The organism is Flavobacterium sp. F52, from assembly GCF_000278705.1.
Lineage (GTDB): Bacteria > Bacteroidota > Bacteroidia > Flavobacteriales > Flavobacteriaceae > Flavobacterium > Flavobacterium anhuiense.
In genome coordinates this window covers 1-22,040 of the sequence record NZ_AKZQ01000002.1, presented here as the reverse complement: position 1 = coordinate 22,040, position 22,040 = coordinate 1, and the positions used below count along the sequence as shown (strand labels likewise).

The window sequence follows — 22,040 nt, the reverse complement described above, 5'->3', positions numbered from 1 at the left end:
AAAATCTTTGCGCCCTTTTCGCGTAGTTCCTTACTCCCGATAGCTATCGGGATTGCCATTAAATTATTTCAAGCAATTTCTCAAAATACTAACCGGATGCTGCGCTTCACGCTTTGTTCCATCATAAATTTGATGACGGCAACTTGTTCCGGCAGCAGCAATTTTTACATTTTCCGCTGTATTACGCACTTTTGGAAATAAAGTATCTTCTCCCATTTGCATGCTCACCTGATAATGCTCTTTTTCATAACCAAAAGAACCTGCCATTCCGCAACAGCCAGAATTGTAAATCGTAACCGTGTTATTTTTAGGAAGATTTAGCATGGCGAAAGTAGCTTCAACAGAACTTAAAGATTTCTGATGGCAATGTCCGTGGATTTTAATTTCTTTAGCTTCTTCAGAAAAAGAATCTGAAGTTATCTTTCCGTCTATGATTTCTTTTTTGAAGAATTCCTCGATTGTAAATGCATTTCTAGACAACTTTTCTGCAGCTTCTTTATCATCGGCTAAACGAAGATATTCGTCTCTAAAAGTCAAAATCGCAGAAGGTTCAATTCCGATTAAAGGCGCATTTCCTAAAACCAAATCTTTAAAAATATTTATGTTATGATTGGCAATTTTCTTCGCTTCCTCCAAAAATCCTTTTGAAAGATAGGTTCTTCCGCTTTCTTCGTGATCGACAACCAAAACCTGATAACCCAATTTAGTCAACAATTCAAAAGCATCAATTCCAATATTTACGTCGTAATAATTGGTAAATTCATCTACAAACAAATACAATCTTCCGTTTGGAAAATCTGTTGAAGTAGGTTTATTGTTTTGATACCATTTTCTAAAAGTCTTTTTCGCCAATAACGGAACTTGTCTTTCTGGCGCAATTCCCATTGTCTTTTTCACCAAAGATTGATTCGAAATAAAATTCGTAATCGATGGGAATTTGCTTCCCATTTTGTTCAACTTCGCATTGTTGGCAAAAATTTTATTTCGGGTCGAAAATCCGTTTGCTTTTTGGTATTGGTATAAAAATTCTGCTTTTAGAGTGGCAACGTCCACATTACTCGGACATTCGCTCGCGCAAGCTTTACAGCTCACGCACAACTCAAAAACTTCGTATAATTCCTTTTGGTCAAATTTGTTTTCTTTTTCAGAGTACGTCAAATATTCGCGTAAAGCGTTTGCTCTTGCACGAGTTGTCTCTTTTTCATTTCTGGTCGCACGATAACTCGGGCACATCGCTCCACCCGCCGATGGCATTTTTCTACAATCGCCAGAGCCGTTACATTTTTCGGCTGCACGTAAAATTCCCAAACTGTCTGAGAAATCCTGAAACGTTTTAATATCTGGTTCTACCCTGCCCGAAACTACACGATGATTTTCGTCCATTTTCAAAGCGTTGACAATCTTCCCGATATTTAAAACCGAATTCGGGTCGAATGCCAGTTTTAATCTTTTAAGCAATTCATAATTCTTATCGCCAATCATAAACGGAATAAACTCTCCGCGTACGATTCCGTCACCGTGTTCACCGCTTAACGAACCTCTATATTTTTTAACCAAATGCGCTACTTCTGTCGCAATGGTTCTGAATAATTTTAAGTCAGATGTTTTCTTCAAATTCAAAACAGGACGCAAGTGCAATTCTCCCGCACCCGCATGTGCATAATAAATCGCTTCCTGTCCGTGGCGTAACATCATCGCCGAAAACTCTGCAATATAAGCTGGTAAATCGCTTAATTCTACCGCGGTATCTTCAATAGAATCGGCTGCTTTGTCGTCGCCCACAATACTTCCTAAAAGTCCGAGACCCGCTTTTCGCAATTCGTTTGCTTTTTCAATATCGGGACCGTAAATCTTTACGAGCGCATAACCAAAATTGTTTTTTTCTAAATCGGCAATTAAAGCATTTGCCTGATTTTCGGCATCTTCCAATGTATCAGATGCTACTTCAAACAGCATAATCGCTTTTGGTTCTCCAACCAAAAAGAAACGGTTTTTAATATGTTCGCGATTGGTTTTCGTACAATCCAAAATCGTGTCGTCGATCATTTCGCAAGTGTACAAATGATGCTTCATTGCCACCACAACAGATTCCAAAGATTCCTGAATCGTATGATAATGCGCCACAACCATAATACTATGAGGTGGCGGTAAATCGTCAACTTTTAAAGTTACTTCGGTTGTAAAGGCCAAAGTTCCTTCGCTTCCGCAAAGTAATTTTCCTAAGTTTATTGTTGGTTCAGTTCCGCCAAATAATTCAGATTTTAGCAGAATATCAACAGCATAACCTGTATTTCGCCTGTGAATTTCCGGTTTCGGAAACTCTTTTATAATTTCTTCCTGACTTTCTTTTACCGAAAGTTCGTCGTAAACGCTTTTGTAAATTTTATTTTCTAAAGAATCACCTTTGGTTTTCTCAATAAATTCCGCCGAAGTCAATTCGCCAAAAGCAACTTCCGTTCCGTCACTCAAAATCGCTTTTACCTCAGCAATTTTATCGCGCGTCACACCGTATCGAATCGAAGTTGTTCCAGATGAATTATTTCCCACCATTCCGCCAATCATTGCGCGGTTTGATGTTGATGTAATTGGTGCAAAGAAAACGCCGTAAGGTTTTAAATATAAATTCAATTCATCGCGAATAACACCTGGCTGAACGGTAACTGTTTTTTTCTTGGCATCATAACCCAATATTTTGGTAAAATGTTTCGAAACATCAACCACAAGTCCGTCGCCAACAGCTTGTCCTGCCAATGAAGTTCCAGCAGTTCTTGGCGTAATCGAAATATTATGTTCTGCCGCAAAGCGAATTAACCTGCTGATATCTGCTGTAGATTTAGGCAAAGCCACCGCATTTGGCCGAATCCGATACACCGATGCATCTGTCGAATAAAGTGTTTTATGAAGATCATCGTATAAAAGTGTGCCTTCGAGTTCGCTGGCTAATTGCTCTAAATGAGATTGGGTCAACATATTAAATGGTGCTTTTTCTTTAAAATAATTCCTCAAAAATTGAGACAACAAATATAAAGATATAGCAGTTTAAAATGTACAAAATGGGAATTTATCTAAACCTCAGCCTCGCATTTTTATAAAATTAAAGTCGAATTCTATAAACGCTCCCAATATCGAAATCGTAATTTTAGGAATTTACATTTTACGGATTTATTATCATGGAAAATTTCGTTCAGGACGTCTTTAAACATTTAGAAAACTATTATTACAGCATTGTCGATCTTACACCAAAATTTATTCTGGCGATTCTCGTCGTTTTAATTTCATGGTTTATTGCGAGCCGTGTTGGCCTTTTTGCTGGAAACCGACTCAAAGCCAAAATGCACGATCGCCTTTTGGCAGTTTTTATCGCCCGATTAATTAAATCGGTTTTAATTATCATCGGAATCTTGTTTATGTTCCGAATCATTGGTCTCGAAGGCGTTGCACAAAGTATGCTTGCTGGCGCTGGAATCTCAGCTTTCGTTATTGGTTTTGCGCTGAAAGATATTGGCGAAAATTTCCTTGCCGGAATTCTTCTCGCTTTCAAACGTCCGTTTTCTATTGGTGATATTATCGAAAGTAATGGCGTAAAAGGCGAAGTCATCAATCTCAACCTGCGTGATACCGAAGTAAAAAGCGATTCTAAGATCATTTATATTCCGAACGCGCTTCTCATAAAAAACACTTTAATTAATTATAATAGCGAAGGTTTTCTACTCCAGACTTTCACAGTCGGACTTGAATATGGTTCTAATTATACACGCGCTATCGAACTCGTAAAAGAAGTTCTAGGCAACAGCGAAGAGGTAACCGAAAAAGACCACGAAAACGCCGCCGTAATTACCGATGTCATTGCTGGCGGTATTATTCAGCTGAATGTTCGTTATTGGGTTAAAACCGCATCAACGATTCAAAATTCTGAATGTCGTTCTAAAATTATTGCTGCGGTATTGAAGAAGCTGAAAGAAAATGAGTTTGTGTTGAAATAAAGGTTCTGAGGTTCTGAGATGCTAAGGTTCTAAGTTTTTTTTAAACTGAATTGTCACCCTGAGCGGAGTCGAAGGCTTATGGAAACAAAAAATTGACATAACAAATTTCCCCAATCTTGTCATTTCGACGGAGGAGAAATCTTCGTATGCCGAGCACGCACTGTTGCGAAGTTACTTGCGAAGATTTCTCGTTCCTCGAAATGACAAACTGTATGGAAATCTCACTGAGTTTACCTTTTCTCAAAATAACGTTTTATATTTACTGCGCAGAGATGATTTACTGCAATAAAACATTTTAAAAATATAATCTTTTTCTTACTTAAAAATATTTTTTTGATATCTTTACAATCCTAAACACAAAGAAATATGATATCAAAAAAACTTTTGCCCGTGCGGTATGGTGGCGGTATTGGAAACAACTGCAACGCACTTTGTGGCGTAGGACACCTTAGCTGTGCGGGTTCTTTTCCTAAACACAAAGATTATGAGTACCAACACAATTTCAAAACAAACCGAAATCAAGCTTTTGAATTTTTTCAACGACAGAATTGATCCTGTTGAAATGGCTAAAACATTAAGGCAGGTAAATTTTACACTCGCTTTATGTGTTTTGAGCGAACATGAAACATTTCAAAGCGAAATCATCAAATTAAGAGACAGCTTTTACTGGCTCAATGAATTAGCTGAAACTTTAAATCCTTATTTGGAGTTGGAGTAGAATTTTAAGAGTAAACCCTCGGTTTTTGAAATCGAGGGTTTACTTTTAGTAAGCGATAAACTTTGTGGGCACGAGCGAGACGCTCGCGCTAGCAGATGCCTACAAAATATCTCTTTTTCAGCTTATTATTGCGTCCAATCTTTGCCGGCAGAGATTACAAATCCGCACTATCGAGTTCACATCTTTAAATCTTCATTTAAAAAAATTACATTTGATCAAATAAGTCAATTAAAGCAAATATTGTAGCAAGCATATGTGCAGGTCTTTCCGAATCTTTAAAATCACCATCCACAATAGAAAATCTTAGAATTTTAGCATTACCATTATTAAAAACAGATAAAATCTTAATAAAATTCGAAATTTCGGGCTTAATATATTGTTCATATTCTTTTGGTAATTTTTCCTCATCAACTTCCCATTTATAGGTATAATGATTACGCATTAAATTATTTAAATTGTCATGATAATTATATTCATTTATTTCTTTTATTATATCTAAATCATTTTCGACATCTAATTTAATTTTAACTTTGCCATATCTATCTGCACTTCTTTTATATATTTCTTTTTCTCCAAATAAAGGCAATTTTGACGTATCTATTTTTTTTAATAATTTATCGCTTATTTTAGCGTAAAGACTTCCTGGAATAATTTCAACATCCATAATCCTAATTTTATATTGATAATTTGTACAATCACTTGTATTAGCAACATCAAAAATATTGTTTTTAAATTACTAGTGAGTAATTTTTGTAATCGTATTCTCCATTTACAAAAAAACATTTCCGATTTTAACTTATTTAACTACCGCGAGCATCTTGCTCGTGCACGCAAAGTCTTTTCTATACATAAATTACCTATCAAACATTTCATACCAACAGATTATCTGTTAATTCTTCCAATTAGAAACAATAAAATCTCTTTTTTCTAAATTTATCCCCAAATAAATCCCATTTTAGCGTTTCCAAATTTAATTGCGTTTTTAAGATTACTTGAAATGAATAAAAATATAAAAGCCCTCTACGAAATTGCTCAAAAAGAGACTCGAAAAATATTAGGTTTAATGTCAGGAACTTCACTTGATGGACTCGATTTGGCACTTTGCGAAGTTTCAGGCGAAGGCGGAAATACGGTTGTCAAAATCCAAGAATTTGAAACTATCGATTACGACGACGATATTAAAACCGAAATCAGAAAAGTATTTGCGCAGAAAACAATCGACTTTCAGCATTTGGTTTTACTAAACGAATGGATTGCAGATTTGCACGCTGGAATGATAAACGATTGTCTTGCTAAATGGAATATTCCCGCAACCGAAGTTGATTTGATTGCTTCTCATGGACAAACGGTTTTGCACGCGCCAAAATTTTTACATCAGCAGGAAAAATTTCCAAATGCGACTTTACAAATTGGAGACGGCGATCATATTGCGGTAAAAACTGGAATTATTACACTTTCTGACTTCAGACAAAAACACGTTGCCGCTGGTGGCGAAGGCGCTCCTTTGGCGGTTTATGGCGATTATTTGTTATTCAGCAAAAAAGGCGAAAACCGAATCATGCTCAACATGGGTGGCATCGCAAATTTCACTTATTTGCCTGCTTCACAAAATGCCGAGGAAGTTTTTGTAACCGATACCGGAACAGCAAATACTTTAATCGATATTTTCACCAAACAATTTTTTCCAGAAAAAAGCTTCGATAAAGATGCCGAAATTGCTAAACAAGGAACGGTAAATCAGAAACTTTTAAACGAATTAAAAAGCGATGCTTTCTTCCAGAAAAGCTTTCCAAAAACTATTGGTCAGGAATTGTTTAATCATGATTTTGTGAATTCGGCTTTGGTAAAATTAGGATTACAGAATATTTCGGCACCAGATTTGCTGGCCACTTTAACACGTCTGAGCGCAGAAACGATTGCCGAAGCGGTTTTGTTTGTTGTAGAAAATACTAAAACTCCAATCGAAGAGTTTACAGTTTATATGTCTGGCGGTGGCGCTCGAAATCCGTTAATGGTGAAGTGGTTGCAGGAATTATTATCTTGTAAATTTGAAAAAAGCGACGTTCTCGGAATTTCAGGCGATGCCAAAGAAGCGGTTTTATTTGCCGTTTTGGCGAATGAAACGGTTGCTGGCGGCAATTATAATTTTGGTTCACAAAAAGGAATTCCGTCAGCAACAATGGGGAAAATTTCTTTCCCAGATTGAAAATAAAAAAAATAGCCACGAATTCACGAATTATTTTTTAAATACTTTGCGTAAAATAAAATTCGTGAATTTGTGGCAGAAAAAAAATTAAGCCTATTTTTGGTTTTTGTTTAAAAAGATTGAAATGCATAAAAATCAGCACTTATTATACTCTATTATATTTTTATTTTTCTTTGGATGGAAATCTTTTTCACAGGAAAAAACAATGCATCCAAAAAATGAATTTAGAGGTGTCTGGATTGCAACAGTTGTAAATATCGATTGGCCAAAAACAGCAACAGACAACGTAGAAAAAGAAAAAGCTGATTATCTTGAAATTTTAGAAGCCTACAAAAAACTAAATTATAACGCTGTTATTGTTCAGGTTCGAAGTGTGGGAGATGCTATTTATCCATCTGAATTTGCACCTTGGTCACGCTTCTTGACTGGAAAAGAAGGTTTGGCACCAAATCCGTATTACGATACTCTGGCTTGGATGATTGAGCAGGCGCACAACCGCGGATTTGAATTTCACGCTTGGTTAAATCCGTATCGTGCCACTTTCGATTTGAATAAAAATCTTTTGAGTCCAAATCATGATCTTTTTAAACATCCAGAATGGATGATTGAATATGGCGGAAAATATTATTATGATCCAGCTTTGCCAGAAGTTCAGGCACATTTAACAAAAGTCGTAAAAGAAGTTGTTGACAAATATGATATCGATGCGATTCATTTTGATGATTATTTTTATCCGTACGCTGTTCCGGGAAAAGTTTTTAACGATTCTGCATCTTACAAAAAATATGGAGCAGGTTTAAGCCTCTCCGATTGGCGTCGTGCGAATGTGAGCAACTTTGTGCATGCGATTTCCAATACAATCAAAGAAAGCAAACCTTGGGTACAATTCGGAATTAGTCCATTTGGGGTTTGGCGAAACAAATATCAAGATCCAAGAGGTTCTGAAACTTCATCGACATCAAATTATGATGATTTGTATGCAGATCCGATGCTTTGGATGGATCAAAAATGGATCGATTATATCTTGCCGCAATTGTATTGGAGCATGAACAATACTAGAGCTTCTTATTCTAAATTGGTAAAATGGTGGTCGGAAAATGCTAATAACACAGCCATTTACATCGGGCATGCTACATATAAAATTAGAGCTGACGGTGATAAAAACTGGAATTACATGACTGAAATTCCAAATCAGATTGATTTTTTAAGAACCTTTAAAAATGTTTCTGGAAGTGCTTATTTCAGTTCAAAATGGTTTATGGGGAAAAACTTTGATGTAGTTCGCCATTTAGAAGAAAACCAATACAAATATCCTGCACTTCCTGCAGCGGTTCCTAATTTAAAACATGTTATTATCGATACTCCAAAGGTTTTGGAATATAGTAAAGACAGCATTAAATATAATTTCACATTCCAAAGTCCGCTAAATACAAAGGTTCGCTATATGGTGGTTTATGGAGGCGAACATGTTTCGAAAATCGATATTAACGATGCTACAAAAATCATTGAAAAAGTAACCATAAAAGAAGTTGACGGCAAAATCAATTTTGCTATTGCCGCCGGCAAACTAAATCTTTACAAAGCCTGTGCGGTAACTTTTATTGATTATTATGCCAACGAAAGCACACCAACAGCTATAGACCTCAAAAAACCATTTAAAAACTATACACCAAATCAACCTAATGAAAACAGATAATAAACCTTGGTTCTGGATTCCGCTTCTTAATTTTGCATCTGGATTACCGTATGCCATAATTATTTCGGTTTCGGTAATTATGTACAAAAATTTAGGAATTTCAAATGAAGACATCGGAGTTTATACCAGTTTATTATATCTTCCTTGGGTGGTAAAACCGCTTTGGAGCCCGCTTATTGAATTAATCGGAACCAAGAGAAAATGGTTTTTATGGATGCAGTTAATAATTTCAATTGCCTTTTTATTGGTCGGATTAACGATTCCCACAAACGGTTTCTTCATGATGTCATTAGCCATATTTTGGGTTGCTGCCTTTGCATCGGCTTCGAATGATATTGCGACTGACGGTTTCTATTTATTGGTTTTGCCAGAAGACAAACAATCTTTCTTTATCGGAATCAGAAGCACTTTCTACAGACTTTCTATGCTCGCAGGAAATGGTTTGGTAGTACTTTTTGCAGGATATTTGGAACATAAATATGGCGACAATACAAAAGCTTGGTCTTATACGATGATTTGTGTTGGTTTATTGATGACATTTATTACCGCTTACAATTTCATTTTTACGCCAAAAAACGAAATCAATGCCGTTAAAACCGAAAAAGAAACTCCTCATCAAAACTTCGGAACTATATTTATCAGTTTCTTTAAGAAAAAACAAATCGGATTAATTCTGACTTTTATCTTGGTTTTCAGATTAGGAGAATCGCAATTGCTAAAAATGTTAAGTCCGTTTTTGCTTGATAAAAGAGAATTGGGCGGAATGGGATTAGACACCGAAGCTGTTGGAATTATTTATGGCACTTTGGGAATTTTTGCTCTTACCGTTGGGGGAATTTTAGGAGGTATTGCAATCTCTAAACACGGTCTTACGAAATGGATGCTTCCAATGTTTTTGGCGATGCACCTTCCTATACTTGGTTTTATTGGTTTAGCTCATTTTCAGCCACAAGAGCTTTTTCATCTTCATATAAATTTATATTTTTTCGAAATAAATTCTCCATTAAATCTTTATACTTGCATAACGGTTGTTCTTGAACAATTTGGTTACGGTTTTGGATTTACAGGATTTATGATGTATTTAATACATGTTGCAGAAGGAGAATCAAAAACAGCACATTATGCACTTGCAACTGGTTTTATGGCATTAGGAATGATGCTTCCGGGAATGTTAAGCGGTTATATTCAGAAATTTTTAGGCTATCAAAACTTCTTTGTATGGGTTTTAATAGCTACAATTCCAGGTCTTATTTTATCACGTTTTTTAATATTCCCAAAAGATTTTGGGAAGAAATCAGAAGAAGTTTAATCCCAAATCAAACTTTAACCTATGGAAATCAATGAGAATTTGCAGAACGAACGAAATCTGAAAGGATCAGAGTTCGAAAAAAACGGAAATCTTGAAAAAGCGATTGAGTTGTATGAAGAAAATGTTGCAGAAGGCTTTAAAGGAAACCATCCTTACGATCGATTAGCAACAATCTACAAAAACGAAAACGATCTGGACAATGAAATCCGGGTTTTAGAAAAAGCAATTGTGGTTTACGAAATCATCACAATTGAAGACCGATTGGAAGGATTGCCAAAACTTTTCCGTTTTAAAAACCGATTGGAAAAAGCGCTTGAAACTAAAAAACAATTGGCTAAACAAAAGAAGGCAAAGTTGAAATAATTTTTACCATTAAGACATTAAGTAATTTAAGCCAAGCTTTATGAACTTAATGCCTTAATGGTAAAAACAAGATACTTAAATTTATTTGACATGGTTACTTTAAAACGCACTAATTCAGACGATACCGATTTTATAAATCTGGTTGTTTTATTAGATCAAGATTTAGCGATTCGAGATGGCGAAGATCATGCGTTTTATAATCAGTTTAATAAAACCGACAAAATAAAACATACAATCGTTTATTATGAAAATGGAATTCCTGTTGGCTGCGGCGCTTTTCGCGAAAAAGAACCAGATACGACAGAAATTAAACGGATGTACGTTCGTCCAGATCATAGAAAAAAAGGAATCGCTTCTGCCATTTTAGCGACACTTGAAATATGGGCAAAAGAAGTCGGTTATACTTATACGATTTTAGAAACTGGAAAAAACCAACCGGAAGCCATCAACTTATATCAAAAACTAAATTATACCATCATTCCAAATTATCCTCCTTATGAAGAAATGGATAATAGTGTTTGCATGAAAAAGACTTTATAATAATGAAAATTACCGCCGAAGCATTACGACAAAAAATAGGACAATTTTTCTTTCCAGCAGTATTCATCAATGATACTGAAGAAAATATTCAAGAAACCGAACGCCTTATAAAAGAACATAATATTGGCGGACTGACTTTTTTTCACAGCCGTGCGAGTGCTGCAACCAATTACGAAAGCAAGAAAAAAGTAGTTTTTAATGATGACAGCTATGATAAAATCAAAGCTTTGATCGTACGTTATCAAAAAGCCGCTTCTACTCCACTTTTAATCAGTATTGATGCGGAATGGGGATTGGCCATGCGAATTGAAAAAACACCGCAATATCCGTATGCAATTACGCTTGGCGCTTTACCAGAAAACAAATCAAATTTAGTTTACGAAACTGGAAAACAAATTGGATTGGATTTAAAATCAGCCGGAATTCAGTATAATTTATCGCCTTTGGCAGACATCAACAATAATCCAAATAATCCTGTTATTGGATACCGTTCTTTTGGTGAAAACAAACAAAAAGTAGCAGATTTTGCTATCGAATATTTAAAAGGAATGTCAGAAGTTGGCGTTTTAGGCTGTCTAAAACACTTCCCTGGACACGGAAATACTAATGTCGATTCGCATTTAGGATTGCCTGTTTTAAAACAAACTTTAGAAGAATTATTAGATAACGAATTATATCCATTCATTAAAGGAATCGAAAATAATGTTGATTCGATCATGATCGGACATTTATCGGTTCCGAGTTTAAATGACGGAAAAGATATCTCAGCAACCTTGTCAAAAGCAATCATTCAGGGTCTCTTACGTGATAAATTAGGTTATGATGGTTTAGTAATTTCTGATGCCTTAAACATGCACAGCGTTTCTAAATTGTACAAAACCAAAGGTCAATTAGAATGGGAAGCTTTTAATGCTGGAAATGATATTTTATGTTTCGCCGAAAATGTTCCTGAAGGAATTGAAGCTATTTATAAAAATGCTTCGCCAGACCGTATTTTTGAAAGCTACAACAGAATTATGAAAGCCAAAGAAAAAGCTGGAGTTCTTTCTGGAAATATTGTTGCTTTGGGCGAATTAGATTTCGAAAAAACATCAAAAATAAACCTAGAAATTGCTCAAAATGCCATTACTAAAATTATAGACAACGCAAGTTCAGAATTGGCTTTTGAAGCTCAGAAAAACAACAAATTAGCCAAACTGAGTTTATATAAAAATACTGAAAATACATTCTTCAAAACTTTAAATACAAAACTCGGTTCTCCAGAATTCGCTTTTGAAAATCTAGAAGTATCCAATATTTCATCTATCAAAAAAGAACTAGAAAATTTTGAAACGATTATCATTTCATTATTTGTTCCAAAAGCAAAACCACTGAATAATTTCGAAATTGACAACGAAGTTTTAGAACTGCTTTCTGAATTATTACAGACCAAAAAATGCATCGTTTTTGTTTTTGGAAATCCATACGCATTGCCTTTAATTCCTAACCTGAAAAAAGCTTCAGGATTAATTCAGGCATATCAAGATTTTGAAGAATTTCAAAAAACAGCGGGAGTTCAATTTTTAGAAAAAAATATTTTCAACGGCGTTTTACCAGTAAATATTGATATTCAATAAGTTAAAATATCAAATAGTCAAAATTTATCAACTTATAAATATTTATAATCACATCTTATTGTAAGAACCTGTACTTATGCCCTACTTTTGCACCAAATAAATTTTTAACGTAAAACGAATATTATGTCTTTAGTAGGAAAAAAATTCCCAAGTATTGCAGTAGATGCTATCTCAGAAATGGGTGACAATTTAAAAATCAACATTTTTGAAGAAGCAGTAAACAACAATAAAAAAGTACTTTTATTTTGGTACCCAAAAGATTTTACTTTTGTATGTCCAACTGAATTACACGCCTTTCAAGCTGCATTACCAGAATTCGAAAAAAGAAATACTATCGTAATTGGTGCTTCTTGCGATACTAACGAAGTTCACTTTGCTTGGTTAAATACTCCAAAAAACAATGGTGGAATCGAAGGTGTTACTTACCCAATCTTAGCTGATACAAACCGTAACTTAGCTAACATTTTAGGTATTCTTGATATCGAATCTACAAGCTACAGCGAAGATACTGATTCAGTTATCATCGAAGGTTCAAACGTAACTTACAGAGCTACTTACCTAATTGACGAAACTGGAAAAATTTTCCACGAAAGCGTAAACGATATGCCATTAGGACGTAACGTAAACGAATACTTAAGAATGGTTGACGCTTACACGCACATCCAAACTAAAGGTGAAGTTTGTCCTGCAAACTGGGAAGCTGGTAAAGAAGCTATGACTGCAGATAGATTAAGCACTGCTGAATACTTAAGCGCTAATTAATTTTTTTAAGGTTCTGAGGTTCTAAGGTACTGAGGCACTAAGTTTTTTTACTGAACTTTAAATCTTAAATAAAATTCTACAATACAGTTATCAGGTTCTAAGATTAACACTTGGAATCTTAGAACCCTGATAGCTTTAGATCTCAAAAAAATAATTTTAACGTTAAGTCATTTTATGGACTAAGGACTAAAAAAAACTTAGAACCTTAGCACCTTAGCGACTTAGTGTCTTAAAAATAAAACTTATGTTAATCGACTTAAACGAAGATACGTTAGCAGATTTAGTTGCTAAAAACGAAAAAGTAGTAGTGCAATATTCAGCATCATGGTGTGGAAATTGCCGTATTATGAAACCAAAATTCAAAAAATTAGCCACAGAAAATGAAGCTATCACTTTTGTTTTGGTTGATGCAGAAAATTCTCCTGAATCAAGAAAATTAGCTAATGTGAGCAACTTGCCAACATTTGCAACTTTCGTAAACGGACAATTAGTGGGCGAAACGCAAACTAACAAACAAGAAGTTTTAATCGATCTTGTAAACGCAATTGTTTAATTTTAGATCGTTAGACTAACTTAGATTTTTAGACTTCTTAGAAGTTGTCTACAAACTAAAAAAGGTCTAAGAAGTCTAAGAATGTCTAAAAATCTAAGAAGTCTAAACTATGAAATTACCAGTAATTAAGCATTTAACACAATTCATTGAAGAAAACGATCAGGATTATATCATTGAAACGATCGAAGTTCTTGAAGCGATGACCGAAATTCCTTCTCTAAAAGACGAAGAATTAGATGTAATCGGCGAATTGATTTCAAATATGTACGGTGCCCTTGAAGTACAAAAATTGGTTGCTCAAGGAACAGACAAAAAAGAAGCTTTGAATACGTTCATGAAACGTGTTTTAGGTTCAATCGATAAGTAAATCGACCCCTTCCCAAGAATAAATAAAAAAACAAAGCTGAGAAAGCGTTTCTAATTTAGAGACGCTTTTTTTAGTTTACAGTGTTCAGTCGCAGTTTTCAGGCAATCTTTGTCAGGCTGAGCGGAGTCGAAGCCCACGTAAAGCAAATCAAAAATCTACATTCTAAAATTTAAAATAATTTGGGCGAGCCACCATCCCGATAAAAGGGCTAACTCACTTTGCGCATATACGCCCTTTTATCGGGATGCTGTCGGGCTATCCGCGCTACTTCGGTAGCCAGCTCCTATCCCTCTCGCGGATAAAAGGTTTCAAAAACGTTTCGATTTATCTAGATATTAAACACAAATCAATTGCCTCCAGCTTTAGCTGGAGGTAAGCAAACATGCGTTAAAAAGGCTTTAGCCAAACTTAAGCATTTGGCTAAAGCCCTTTACAGTCAATTATAAAACCTCCAGCTAAAGCTGGAGGCAACTAAAAGTTGCAATACTCAACTTAAACACACTTCTTTACTTTGACTTTGCTCAACCTTACAGACATAATAAATCTAAAATCTATCCTCTAAAATCTAAAATTATTAGATAAATTGATGAATTCGCGGCTATCCAAAATACATCCTTAATCTCTCCTTAAACCCTTAACAAATACTTTTAGATTCAAATATTAATCCTTACTTTTGAGCCTCATTAATTTTAAACAAAAATCATGGCATCTATCACATTAGGAGGAAATCCAGTTCATACATCAGGCGAATTACCAGCTGTTGGATCGCAATTAGCTGACTTCAAATTAGTACAAAACGATTTATCAGTTGCTTCATTAAGCAATTTCGCTGGTAAAAAATTAGTTTTAAATATTTTCCCAAGTGTTGATACAGGAACTTGTGCAGCATCTGTTAGAAAATTCAACGAAAGCGCCAGCGGATTAGAAAACACTACTGTTTTATGTATTTCTAGAGATTTACCTTTTGCTCAAAAACGTTTCTGCGGTGCTGAAGGCTTAGAAAATGTGGTAAACTTATCAGATTTCCAAACTGGTGCTTTTGGTAAAGCAAATGGATTAGAGATTGTTGACGGACCATTAGCAGGTCTACACTCAAGAGCGATCATTGTTGTTGATGCTAACGGAAAAATCGTTCACACAGAACAAGTAGCAGAGATTGCAGACGAACCAAATTACGAAGCGGCTTTAGCAGCATTATAATATTTTCCTGTAAATGGAGTTTCAAAAAGATAATACATTTGTTACAGGCCGTTTAAAAAGCATGACTTATGCTTTTAACGGCGCTGTAAAATTAATTAAGACTGAACACAGCATTATGGTTCAATTTTCATTGGGAATCATAGTGACTATTTTAGGCTTTTATTTTCATATTTCACAAACCGAATGGCTCTGTCAAACCTTGGCAATCGGTTTAGTTTTAGCTGTCGAAGGATTAAATACAGCAGTTGAAAAAATTGCCGATTTTATTCATCCTGATTACAGCAAACGAATTGGATTTATTAAAGATATTGCTGCCGGAGCGGTATTTTTTGCCGCAATGACTGCAATTGCAATAGGCTTGATTATTTATATTCCAAAATTTATTTAGGCAAAGGAAAACGCAAGAATGGCAAAAAATAAAAAAGAAACTGTAGATAAAAAAAACGACAAACAAGAAGGAAATAAAAGATCTTTTAAAATATCTAAACAACAAAAATTTGTTTTAGGATGTCTTTTGGTTCTTTTTTCTATTGCACTATTAGTTGCATTTATTTCTTTTTATGTTAATGGACAATGGCAAAACGACCAAAGTGTTGTAGACCAACTTGGAGACCGCACTGAAGTTGCAGAGAACTGGCTCGGAAAATTCGGGGCTTATCTTGCCGATTTAATTATTTACAGAGGCTTCGGACTTGCCTCTTTTATTTTCGTACGTTTATTTTTCCTTACTGGAATGTTTTTAGCGCTTGAACTTTCGACTCAAAAACTTAAAAACACTTGGTTCTGGGATATCTTTGCTATTATAGTAGTTTCCATCTTATTTGGTTTCTTTGCTACTTCTGCTCCAGAATTAGGAGGAACAATTGGTTATGAATTAAATTTATTCCTTCAAGATTATATCGGGAAAACAGGTACTTTGCTTACACTGCTTTTTGGTTTAATAGTCTATCTGATTTTCAAAATCAAATTATCACCAGAAAAAATTCAGTCGTATTTTGACTCTACTAAAAAAGAATTCAAATCGGAATTAGACACTTTAAAGCCAGCTGTAAATCAGCCAGAAAGTGCTTATAATCTGGAAGAATTTGCTATTGTAGAAGAAAAACAAGAAGAAAACGACCCTGAATTAGACAACATCCACATCAAAACTGTCGATTCTCAATTTGAACTTAACAAAGAAGCTTTAAAACCAACAATCTCTCATCCTTCGGAAATTGATTTAAATCCAACTTTAAAACCAATTACTCCAAAACAAGAACTGCCATTAGTTAATCCTGATGAAGCTTTTGTAATTGAGAAGGCAGAAGAAGAGGATATTATTGAAGAAAATTTAGCTTCTCGTCTAGTTGCCGATTTCGGTTTATTTGATCCGACTTTGGATTTATCAAATTACAAATTCCCGACCATCGATTTATTAAAAGAATATTCGACTGGCGGAATTACAATTAATCAGGAAGAATTAGAAGAAAATAAAAACAGGATTGTAGATACGCTTCGTAACTACAAAATTGAAATTGCACAAATTAAAGCAACCGTTGGACCATCGGTTACTTTATATGAAATTGTGCCAGAAGCAGGAATCAGAATTTCTAAAATTAAGAGTTTAGAAGATGATATTGCTTTATCATTATCAGCACTAGGAATTCGTATTATTGCACCAATTCCAGGAAAAGGTACTATCGGTATTGAGGTTCCGAACAAAAACCCAACCATGGTTTCGATGAAAAGTGTTATTGGAGCAGCAAAGTTCCAAGAAGCAGAAATGGAATTGCCAATTGCATTAGGAAAAACCATTTCAAACGAAACTTTTGTTGTCGATCTTGCCAAAATGCCTCACTTACTGATGGCTGGAGCAACTGGACAAGGAAAATCTGTCGGACTAAATGCGGTTTTAACTTCACTTTTATACAAAAAGCATCCAGCAGAAGTAAAATTTGTTTTGGTCGATCCGAAAAAAGTTGAGCTTACACTTTTCAATAAAATTGAAAGACATTATTTAGCCAAACTTCCCGACACAGAAGATGCTATTATTACTGATAATGCAAAAGTTGTGAACACTTTAAATTCGCTTTGCGTGGAGATGGATAATCGTTATTCTTTGCTAAAAGATGCGATGGTTCGTAATATTAAAGAATACAACGAAAAATTTAAGTCTAGAAAATTAAATCCAGAAGCTGGACATCGATTTTTGCCATACATTGTTTTGGTTGTCGATGAGTTTGCCGATTTGATTATGACCGCGGGAAAAGAAGTCGAAGTTCCGATTGCTCGTTTGGCTCAATTAGCCCGTGCTATTGGTATTCACTTGATTATCGCAACACAAAGACCGTCTGTAAACGTTATTACAGGTTTAATTAAAGCCAATTTCCCTGCCAGAATTGCGTTTAGAGTAACTTCGAAAATTGACTCTAGAACCATTTTGGATACTCAGGGAGCCGATCAGCTGATTGGACGCGGAGATTTATTATACACTAATGGAAACGATGTAATTCGTGTGCAATGTGCTTTCATTGACACTCCTGAAGTAGAAAAAATTACAGATTTTATTGGAGGACAAAAGGCATACGCTACAGCTTATTTGCTTCCAGAGTTTGTTGGAGAAGAAAGTGGCATCAATCTTGATATAGATATTTCCGAAAGAGATACTTTATTTAGAGAAGCGGCAGAGATTATTGTCAATGCACAGCAGGGTTCTGCTTCTTTATTGCAACGAAAATTAAAATTAGGATACAACAGAGCGGGTCGATTGATCGATCAACTTGAGGCAGCAGGTATTGTTGGTCCATTTGAAGGCAGTAAAGCACGTAGTGTGAACATCTTAGATTTAAATGCTCTTGATCAATTTTTTAATAATGAACAAAATTAATCCAATCATGAAAGCAAAAATTCAAGAAATCAACAACAATTCTATCACAAACATGACTAAAAAGTGTTTTCAAATGGCAATTATTTTGCTTTTGAGCTTCACTTCTATTCAGGCTCAAGATAAAAAAGCGAAAGATTTATTGAACGAAGTAACTTCTAAAATAAAAAGCTACGACAATATTGTTATCGATTTTAAATATTCTTTGAATAATGCCAAAGAAAATATCAATCAAGACAGTAAAGGAAACGTAACTATGAAAGGAAATCAATATGTTTTGAATTTCATGGGCGTTACTAAAATCTTTGACGGTCAAAAAACATACACTATCGTTCCTGAAGACGAAGAAGTTACCATTTCTAAAGTAAACGAGAAAGATGATAATGCAATTACTCCTTCAAAAATGCTTACTTTCTTCAATTCTGGCTACAAATACAACATGGACATCGTTCAGAATGTAAAAGGAAGAAAAATTCAATATATCAAATTAGTTCCAACTAGCGGAAAAGACCAAAGAAAAGAAATTTTGTTAGGTATTGACGTTCAGACAAAACATATTTACAATTTGATTGAAACTGGAAAAAACGGAACAAAAACAACTTTAACCGTTAATTCTTTTAAAACCAATCAGCCATTATCAAAAAATCAATTTACCTTTGTAGCGAGTAAATACCCGAAATACTACATCAATAAATTAGATTAATCAGAAGGTTGAAAATTCTAGACAAATACTTATTAAAAACATTCTTACTTACATTTACCACGGTATTTGTAATCTTATTTTTCATATTCATACTGCAAACAGTATGGCTATTTATATCAGAACTAGCAGGAAAAGATCTCGACTTAATTTTGGTCGTGAAATTCCTGCTTTTTTCTATGCCACGTATTATTCCGTTGGTTTTACCGCTTTCGGTTCTATTAGCATCCATCATGACTTTCGGAAATCTAGCCGAGAACTATGAATTCGCGGCCATGAAATCTTCGGGAATCTCCTTGCAAAGAGCAATGAGAGTATTGATTATTTTTATTTTCGTTTTAAGTATTGTTGCTTTTTGGTTTGCCAACAATGTGATTCCGTATGCCGAATACAAGTTTGTCAACTTTAGAAAAAACATTGCTCAAGCCAAGCCAGCTATGGCTATTGCTGAGGGTCAATTTAATGATGTAGGCACTTACAATATTAAAGTAAACAAAAAATCTGGCGAAAACGGCAATCATTTAACTGGTGTGACGATCCATGAGAAAGCGAATAATATGGGTGAAAATAAAACCGTAATTAAAGCTAAAACTGGTGAATTAGTCAGTAACGAGAAATCTAGCATATTAAAACTAGTTTTGAATGACGGCTACTACTACCAAGATGTCACTCCAAAAAAATATGAGGATCGTGCTAAAATGCCTTTTATAAAAGGAAAATTTAAGACACAGATTATCAATATCGATTTATCTGAATTAAACAAAGTTGATGATAGTAAAGAAAGTATTGCAGGAACAAATGCCATGCTAAATGTTAATGAGCTACGCTACACTTTGGACTCGTTGAGCAAAAATTTAGACAACGAAATTGTTTCTTTTTCTGAAAATATCAATCAGCGAGTTGGAATTAAAAAATTCCTTCAAAATTCTCAAAAAGACATCAAGAAAAAACCGATTCCAAACGATGTTTTGTCTATTTACTCTAATAAAGATAAAGTAGATATTTTAAAAATGGCAGGAAGCAATATTACCAGCAATATTTATTCTATCGAAACTACGCAGAAGGATTTAAAAGACAAAGAGCGAGAGATCAACAAACACTATAATGCGTTATACGAAAAATTTGTTATTGCTTTTGCTTGTTTCCTAATGTTCTTTATTGGGGCTCCGCTTGGTGCGATTATTAGAAAAGGAGGACTTGGACTTCCTATTGTATTTGCAGTTTTAATCTTTATTACTTTCCATTTTATCAATACATTCGGAAAAAGATTATCTCAAGAAGGCGGAATGACTCCGTTTATGGGATCGTGGATGTCGTCTTTTATACTCTCTCCTCTAGCAATTTTATTAACCTATCGTGCTACAAACGACAACGGTTTAATTAATTTTGATGCGATTACAACTCCGATTTCACAACTAATTCAGAAAATCTCTGAGCGGTTTTTACCTGCTCAAAAGCAAAAATAATTATGTCAACAACAAAAATACAACTGAATACCATTGAAGAAGCTATAGAAGATATTCGTCAAGGTAAAGTAATCATTGTAGTCGATGATGAAGATCGTGAAAATGAAGGTGATTTTTTGGCTGCTGCCGAAAAAGTAACTCCAGAAATGATCAACTTTATGGCTACCCATGGACGCGGTTTAATTTGTACACCACTTACAGAAAGCCGATGCAAGGAACTGGATCTTCGCGCAATGGTAACCAACAATACAGATCATATGGAAACAGCTTTTACGGTTTCTGTTGATTTGAAAGGACAAGGCGTTACAACTGGAATTTCTGCCGCTGATAGATCAAAAACAGTTCAGTCATTAGTTGATCCAAATACAAAACCTCATGATTTAGCTCGTCCTGGTCATATTTTCCCTTTAATTGCCAAACAAGGCGGAGTTTTGAGAAGAACAGGCCATACTGAAGCTGCAATCGATTTTGCGCGTCTAGCTGGATTTAAACCTGCAGGGGTAATATGCGAAATTTTAAACGAAGATGGAACAATGTCTCGTCTGCCAGAATTAGTTAAAGTAGCTAAAAAATTCGACTTGAAATTAGTTTCTATTGAAGATTTGGTTGCTTATAGAATGCAGCACGATAGCTTAATCGTTAAAAAAGAAGATTTCGACATCGAAACTCGTTTTGGAACTTTTCGTTTAAGAGCTTACGAACAAACAACAAACAAACAAATTCATATCGCTTTAACGAAAGGAACTTGGAATCTTGGCGAACCAATTTTGACCAGAATACACTCTTCTCAAGTGAATAACGATTTATTAGGAACTTTAACTAATAATGCTGAACAGCAGTTAGATGATATGTTTAAAGTGATTAATGAAAACGGAAAAGGCGCTGTTATCTTTATCAATCAAGACATGACGGCTGTTAACCTTTTAAACAGAATTTCTGAGCTAAAGTCATTGCAAGCTAACGGAACTTTAAAAGCTCCTAAGGTTATTATTGACAGTAAAGATTACGGTATCGGAGCTCAAATTCTTCATGATATAGATATTTCTAAAATCAGATTGGTTTCGAACACAGAACAAACAAAACGCGTTGGTATGATTGGATACGGACTTGAAATTACAGAATACGTTAATTACTAATATGGGAACAGTAGAAGAAAGAATTCAAAAATCAGAAACTCGTATTTTTAAAGCCGTTTTTCCTAGCACAACCAATCATTACGATACTTTATTTGGTGGAACTGCTCTTCATTTAATGGATGAAGTTGCTTTTATCTGCGCTACACGTTTTAGCCGTAAAAAAGTAGTTACGATTTCTACAGGCCAAATTGATTTCAAAAAAGCAATTCCCGCAGGAACTTTAATCGAATTAGTAGCAAAAGTGGATAGCGTTGGAAGAACGAGCTGTAAAATTCATGTCGATATTTTTATGGAACAAATGTATACTGAACTTCGAGAAACGGTAGTTTCAGGAACTTTTTCGTTTGTTGCCGTCGACGAACATAAAAAACCAACGCCAATTTTAGACGATTTAGATTAATTTTTTTAAAAATATCACTTTCGGAAATACTGATAATTAGACACTTGAAAATTATCTTAAAAAACTTCAAAAAAAAGTCCGAAAAAAGTTTTTATAACCGAAAAACCGTCTTATATTTGCACCCGCAATCAGGTAATGAGAGCGACATACTGGAGAAATGGC

Annotated in this window: 20 protein-coding genes; 18 read left to right on the top strand and 2 right to left on the bottom strand. The window is 34.8% G+C overall.

Features of this window, described 5'->3' with window-relative positions:
• Positions 1–63 precede the first annotated feature (63 nt).
• A complete protein-coding gene (locus FF52_RS00480) occupies positions 64–2,970 on the bottom strand; it encodes an FAD-binding and (Fe-S)-binding domain-containing protein (RefSeq protein ID WP_008462046.1) in 2,907 nt (968 codons plus the stop codon).
• A 200-nt stretch (positions 2,971–3,170) separates the two neighbouring features.
• Between FF52_RS00480 and FF52_RS00475 the strand changes: the two genes are divergently transcribed.
• Positions 3,171–3,983 (top strand): mechanosensitive ion channel family protein, encoded by an 813-nt coding sequence (locus tag FF52_RS00475; protein ID WP_008462043.1) that lies wholly within the window; start codon positions 3,171–3,173, stop codon positions 3,981–3,983.
• 484 nt (positions 3,984–4,467) lie between these two features.
• Positions 4,468–4,701: a hypothetical protein gene (locus tag FF52_RS00470; RefSeq protein WP_008462042.1), complete on the top strand. Its 234-nt coding sequence runs from the start codon at positions 4,468–4,470 to the stop codon at positions 4,699–4,701.
• A 205-nt stretch (positions 4,702–4,906) separates the two neighbouring features.
• On the opposite strand, the gene FF52_RS00465 is transcribed toward FF52_RS00470, so the two are convergent.
• Positions 4,907–5,365, bottom strand: a complete 459-nt coding sequence (locus tag FF52_RS00465) for a hypothetical protein (protein WP_008462041.1) — start codon at positions 5,363–5,365, stop codon at positions 4,907–4,909.
• A gap of 333 nt (positions 5,366–5,698) precedes the next feature.
• Here FF52_RS00465 and FF52_RS00460 point away from each other — a divergent pair, with 333 nt between their 5' ends.
• The 16 genes from FF52_RS00460 (at position 5,699) to FF52_RS00385 (ending at position 21,878) form a co-directional block, all read left to right on the top strand.
• Positions 5,699–6,907: an anhydro-N-acetylmuramic acid kinase gene (locus FF52_RS00460; protein ID WP_008462040.1), complete on the top strand. Its 1,209-nt coding sequence runs from the start codon at positions 5,699–5,701 to the stop codon at positions 6,905–6,907.
• Positions 6,908–7,031: 124 nt separating this feature from the next.
• On the top strand, positions 7,032–8,603 hold the full coding sequence (locus FF52_RS00455) for a glycoside hydrolase family 10 protein (RefSeq protein WP_008462039.1): 1,572 nt from the start codon (positions 7,032–7,034) through the stop codon (positions 8,601–8,603).
• Positions 8,590–9,912: an MFS transporter gene (locus FF52_RS00450; protein ID WP_008462038.1), complete on the top strand. Its 1,323-nt coding sequence runs from the start codon at positions 8,590–8,592 to the stop codon at positions 9,910–9,912. Before FF52_RS00455 ends, FF52_RS00450 begins: the two co-directional genes overlap by 14 nt.
• Before the next feature lie 21 nt (positions 9,913–9,933).
• Entirely contained in the window at positions 9,934–10,275 is a 342-nt protein-coding gene (locus tag FF52_RS00445; protein WP_008462036.1) for a hypothetical protein, read from the top strand.
• A gap of 90 nt (positions 10,276–10,365) precedes the next feature.
• Positions 10,366–10,815 (top strand): GNAT family N-acetyltransferase, encoded by a 450-nt coding sequence (locus tag FF52_RS00440; RefSeq protein ID WP_035690532.1) that lies wholly within the window; start codon positions 10,366–10,368, stop codon positions 10,813–10,815.
• Positions 10,816–10,817: 2 nt separating this feature from the next.
• The gene (locus FF52_RS00435) at positions 10,818–12,431 is read left to right on the top strand and encodes a glycoside hydrolase family 3 protein (protein ID WP_008462032.1); all 1,614 of its coding nucleotides are present in this window, start codon (positions 10,818–10,820) and stop codon (positions 12,429–12,431) included.
• Positions 12,432–12,554: 123 nt separating this feature from the next.
• On the top strand, positions 12,555–13,193 hold the full coding sequence (locus FF52_RS00430) for a peroxiredoxin (RefSeq protein ID WP_008462031.1): 639 nt from the start codon (positions 12,555–12,557) through the stop codon (positions 13,191–13,193).
• 244 nt (positions 13,194–13,437) lie between these two features.
• Positions 13,438–13,746, top strand: coding sequence for a thioredoxin family protein (locus FF52_RS00425; RefSeq protein ID WP_008462030.1), 309 nt, complete (start codon positions 13,438–13,440; stop codon positions 13,744–13,746).
• 109 nt (positions 13,747–13,855) lie between these two features.
• Positions 13,856–14,113 carry a DUF6952 family protein gene (locus FF52_RS00420; protein WP_008462029.1) on the top strand — a complete coding sequence of 86 codons (258 nt, stop codon included), beginning with the start codon at positions 13,856–13,858 and terminating at the stop codon, positions 14,111–14,113.
• 702 nt (positions 14,114–14,815) lie between these two features.
• Positions 14,816–15,313 carry a thiol peroxidase gene (tpx, locus tag FF52_RS00415; RefSeq protein ID WP_008462026.1) on the top strand — a complete coding sequence of 166 codons (498 nt, stop codon included), beginning with the start codon at positions 14,816–14,818 and terminating at the stop codon, positions 15,311–15,313.
• Between the two features lie 13 nt (positions 15,314–15,326).
• Positions 15,327–15,701 (top strand): diacylglycerol kinase family protein, encoded by a 375-nt coding sequence (locus FF52_RS00410; RefSeq protein WP_008462024.1) that lies wholly within the window; start codon positions 15,327–15,329, stop codon positions 15,699–15,701.
• An 18-nt stretch (positions 15,702–15,719) separates the two neighbouring features.
• The gene (locus FF52_RS00405) at positions 15,720–18,179 is read left to right on the top strand and encodes a DNA translocase FtsK (protein ID WP_008462022.1); all 2,460 of its coding nucleotides are present in this window, start codon (positions 15,720–15,722) and stop codon (positions 18,177–18,179) included.
• Positions 18,180–18,186: 7 nt separating this feature from the next.
• Positions 18,187–18,879, top strand: a complete 693-nt coding sequence (locus FF52_RS00400; RefSeq protein ID WP_083219897.1) for a LolA family protein — start codon at positions 18,187–18,189, stop codon at positions 18,877–18,879.
• An 8-nt stretch (positions 18,880–18,887) separates the two neighbouring features.
• Positions 18,888–20,342, top strand: coding sequence for an LptF/LptG family permease (locus FF52_RS00395; protein ID WP_035690522.1), 1,455 nt, complete (start codon positions 18,888–18,890; stop codon positions 20,340–20,342).
• Between the two features lie 2 nt (positions 20,343–20,344).
• Positions 20,345–21,478, top strand: a complete 1,134-nt coding sequence (ribB, locus tag FF52_RS00390) for a 3,4-dihydroxy-2-butanone-4-phosphate synthase (RefSeq protein WP_008462014.1) — start codon at positions 20,345–20,347, stop codon at positions 21,476–21,478.
• 1 nt (position 21,479) lies between these two features.
• Positions 21,480–21,878: an acyl-CoA thioesterase gene (locus FF52_RS00385; protein WP_008462012.1), complete on the top strand. Its 399-nt coding sequence runs from the start codon at positions 21,480–21,482 to the stop codon at positions 21,876–21,878.
• Positions 21,879–22,040: the final 162 nt, after the last annotated feature.

Coding starts and splice junctions, on each gene's coding strand:
- FF52_RS00480 (WP_008462046.1), bottom strand. CDS start 2,970: ATGTTGACCCAATCTCATTTAGAGCAATTAGCCAGCGAACTCGAAGGC.
- FF52_RS00475 (WP_008462043.1), top strand. CDS start 3,171: ATGGAAAATTTCGTTCAGGACGTCTTTAAACATTTAGAAAACTATTAT.
- FF52_RS00470 (WP_008462042.1), top strand. CDS start 4,468: ATGAGTACCAACACAATTTCAAAACAAACCGAAATCAAGCTTTTGAAT.
- FF52_RS00465 (WP_008462041.1), bottom strand. CDS start 5,365: ATGGATGTTGAAATTATTCCAGGAAGTCTTTACGCTAAAATAAGCGAT.
- FF52_RS00460 (WP_008462040.1), top strand. CDS start 5,699: ATGAATAAAAATATAAAAGCCCTCTACGAAATTGCTCAAAAAGAGACT.
- FF52_RS00455 (WP_008462039.1), top strand. CDS start 7,032: ATGCATAAAAATCAGCACTTATTATACTCTATTATATTTTTATTTTTC.
- FF52_RS00450 (WP_008462038.1), top strand. CDS start 8,590: ATGAAAACAGATAATAAACCTTGGTTCTGGATTCCGCTTCTTAATTTT.
- FF52_RS00445 (WP_008462036.1), top strand. CDS start 9,934: ATGGAAATCAATGAGAATTTGCAGAACGAACGAAATCTGAAAGGATCA.
- FF52_RS00440 (WP_035690532.1), top strand. CDS start 10,366: ATGGTTACTTTAAAACGCACTAATTCAGACGATACCGATTTTATAAAT.
- FF52_RS00435 (WP_008462032.1), top strand. CDS start 10,818: ATGAAAATTACCGCCGAAGCATTACGACAAAAAATAGGACAATTTTTC.
- FF52_RS00430 (WP_008462031.1), top strand. CDS start 12,555: ATGTCTTTAGTAGGAAAAAAATTCCCAAGTATTGCAGTAGATGCTATC.
- FF52_RS00425 (WP_008462030.1), top strand. CDS start 13,438: ATGTTAATCGACTTAAACGAAGATACGTTAGCAGATTTAGTTGCTAAA.
- FF52_RS00420 (WP_008462029.1), top strand. CDS start 13,856: ATGAAATTACCAGTAATTAAGCATTTAACACAATTCATTGAAGAAAAC.
- tpx (WP_008462026.1), top strand. CDS start 14,816: ATGGCATCTATCACATTAGGAGGAAATCCAGTTCATACATCAGGCGAA.
- FF52_RS00410 (WP_008462024.1), top strand. CDS start 15,327: ATGGAGTTTCAAAAAGATAATACATTTGTTACAGGCCGTTTAAAAAGC.
- FF52_RS00405 (WP_008462022.1), top strand. CDS start 15,720: ATGGCAAAAAATAAAAAAGAAACTGTAGATAAAAAAAACGACAAACAA.
- FF52_RS00400 (WP_083219897.1), top strand. CDS start 18,187: ATGAAAGCAAAAATTCAAGAAATCAACAACAATTCTATCACAAACATG.
- ribB (WP_008462014.1), top strand. CDS start 20,345: ATGTCAACAACAAAAATACAACTGAATACCATTGAAGAAGCTATAGAA.
- FF52_RS00385 (WP_008462012.1), top strand. CDS start 21,480: ATGGGAACAGTAGAAGAAAGAATTCAAAAATCAGAAACTCGTATTTTT.